This window comes from Chryseobacterium contaminans, from assembly GCF_001684955.1.
GTDB lineage: Bacteria > Bacteroidota > Bacteroidia > Flavobacteriales > Weeksellaceae > Chryseobacterium > Chryseobacterium contaminans.
The window spans coordinates 1-2,974 of the sequence record NZ_MAYF01000171.1; the positions used below are offsets into that span (position 1 = coordinate 1).

Consider the following 2,974-nt stretch of genomic DNA (forward strand, 5'->3'; position numbering starts at 1 on the left):
TCAATGATTACTCTATCATCCCAAACATCGGTAAATATGTGAATTTTAAAGATACTTATGACGGGGAAAAAGGAAAACTGGATCTGGATTACTGGGTACTTGACTATAATCTTGACAAAGCAAAGAAGCAATTTGAGCAAGTAAAGCCTATGCTTTCTGCATTTGAACATTGGTTCGGTCCATATCCTTTCTATGAAGATTCCTATAAACTGGTTGATTCTCCTTATTTGGGTATGGAACACCAAAGCAATGTAGCCTATGGAAATGACTATCAAAATGGTTACCGTGGAAAAGACCTTTCAGGAACAGGAATTGGTCTGAAATGGGACTATATCATCATCCACGAAAGCGGTCACGAATGGTTTGCCAACAATATTACCGCAAAAGATCAAGCAGATATGTGGATCCATGAAAGTTTCACCATGTATTCGGAAGTGCTTTTTACAGAAAATTACCTGGATAAAAAGTCTGCTGATATTTATATGATAGGCCTTAGAGGAAAAATTGCAAATGATGTTCCTATTATCGGGAAGTATGGTGTAAGAAATGAAGGAAGTGGCGATATGTATCCTAAAGGAGCCAACATGATTCATACAATAAGACAGGTCATTAATAATGATGAAAAATTTAGACAAATTTTGAGAGGACTAGGTAAAGATTTTTACCATCAGACGGTTACCACAAAACAGATTGAAGATTATATTTCATCAAAATCAGGCATTGATTTCTCTACTGTTTTTGACCAGTATCTGAGAACCATCAAGATCCCTACTCTTGAATATACTCAAAATGGAGATACATTGAAATTCAGATATAAGGATATTGTGAAAAACCTGAAATTGCCAATCATTATCAATGGAGACCAGACAATAACCCCAACAGAAGAATGGCAAACGGTAAAGCTAAAGAAAAGCACCCCGGTTGAATTGAATAAGAATTATTATATTAATTATCTGAGTGTTCAGTAACTAAGAAAAAAGCAAATCTGCGAATCAGCAGGTTTGCTTTTTTATTTTTATTAAAAATTTAAGAAAAGTTTAATACTTTATTTGGTAACAAAACAGAAAAATAAGCAACTATTTAACTATAAATTCAAACCTAATGAGAAAAACAGCACTTAGCTTAGGCCTTTTCGCCGCTTTTTTAGCGAATGCCCAGTCTATAAAAACCACTATTGACCTCGTTAATGTAAAAGATGATAAAGTAGCCGTTACAATGGAATTTCCGAAAATGAAATCAGGAGATATCAAATTTCATTTTCCGAAAACGGTTCCCGGCACTTATTCTGTAGATGATTATGGAAGATTCATAGAAGGCATTAAGTTTTATGACAACAAAGGAAAGGAACTGGCCTTCACAAAAGTTAATGATAACAGCTATTCATTGAAAAATGCTCAAAACCTGAGCAAAATCTCTTATCTTGTGAATGACAGTTTCGATGAGGAGATGGATACGTCAAAGCATAAAGCTGTATTTTCCCCTTCAGGAACTGATATTGAAGCAGGAAAGATCTATATGATCAATACGCATGGCTTTATCGGATATATTGAAAATATGCAGGATGTGCCTTATCAGCTTGTTATTCAAAAACCCACTGATTTCTATGGTACCACAGCATTGGTTGACCAGGATAAATCTGAATCTACAGATACTTATACCCTTGCCAATTATGCAAAGGTGACAGATTCTCCGTTGATGTACACCAAACCGGATTATATTACCTTCAATGCCGGAGGAATGGATCTTGTTTTAGGCGTGTACTCGCCAACCGGAAAATATAAAGCAGCCGATTTCAAGGATAATCTTGAAAAAATGGTAGTAGCTCAAAAGAAATTCCTTGGGGATATGAATACCAATAAAAAGTATGCAATCATGCTTTACTTATCTGGTGGTGACGGCCCTATGATAAAAGGTTTCGGAGCATTGGAACACCATGAGTCTACAAGTGTAGTCCTTCCTGAAGCCATGCCGAAAGATGCTATTGACCAAACCATTACTGATGTGGTTTCCCACGAGTTCTTCCATACTGTTAATCCTCTGAAAACCCATTCTGAAGAAATCCATTATTTTAATTATGCGGATCCGAAAATGTCTCAGCATCTGTGGATGTACGAAGGAGGAACTGAATATTTTGCAAACTTATTCCAGATTCAGGAAGGTCTTATTAATAAAGATGAATTCCTTAAAAGAATCGGAGAAAAGATTACTAACTCCAAGAACTACAATGATACCATGCCGTTTACGGTAATGAGTAAAAATGTATTACAGGATCAATATAAGGATCAATACAGAAACGTATATGAAAAAGGAGCGCTTCTGGCCATGTGCATGGATATTGAACTGAGAAAGCTTTCCAACGGAGAAATGGGTTATCGTGATATGATTAGAAAATTATCCCAAAGATTCGGAGAAAATAAACCGTTCAAGGATGATAAGCTGATTGATGAACTGGTAGCAGTAACAGGCTATCCTCAGATAAAGGATTTTTATAATAAATATATTGCCGGAAGCCAGCCTACCCCTTATGCGGAATATCTGAATATGGTAGGTGTAGAAGTTCACAAACAGGAAACACCACCTATTTTCTGGTTCATTAAAGATCCGAATCAGACAGGATATGATGACAAGAACAAAGCTCTGGCTTTTGATGAAAATTCTGCTTTATCTCCATTCGCCAAAAGCATAGGATTTAAAATCACCGATCAGGTACTTGCCCTTGATGGAAAAGCTATTGATATTCAAAAAATCCAGGAATTTATCGGATATACCAAAACGATCAAAGATGGACAGGATGTTACCGTAACCATTTTAAGAGACAATGCAGGTAAGAAAGAAAAGATGACGCTTAAAGGAAAAGCTGTTCTGGATAAATTAAGTATGGAAACGCTTCAGTTTAAAGCCAATCCAACACCGGAAGAAATGAAACTGCAGACTCAATGGCTGACAGGTAAAAAATAAATAGAAAAGCGGGGAT

General features: G+C 36.2%; 2 protein-coding genes. Both read left to right on the forward strand.

From position 1 onward, the window contains the following. On the forward strand, positions 1-968 hold a 968-nt coding region (locus BBH99_RS10825), incomplete at its 5' end, for a M1 family metallopeptidase (RefSeq protein ID WP_165601916.1). A gap of 133 nt (positions 969-1,101) precedes the next feature. Further along, entirely contained in the window at positions 1,102-2,958 is a 1,857-nt protein-coding gene (locus BBH99_RS10830; RefSeq protein WP_066695422.1) for a M61 family metallopeptidase, read from the forward strand. The last annotated feature ends 16 nt before the right edge of the window (positions 2,959-2,974 follow it).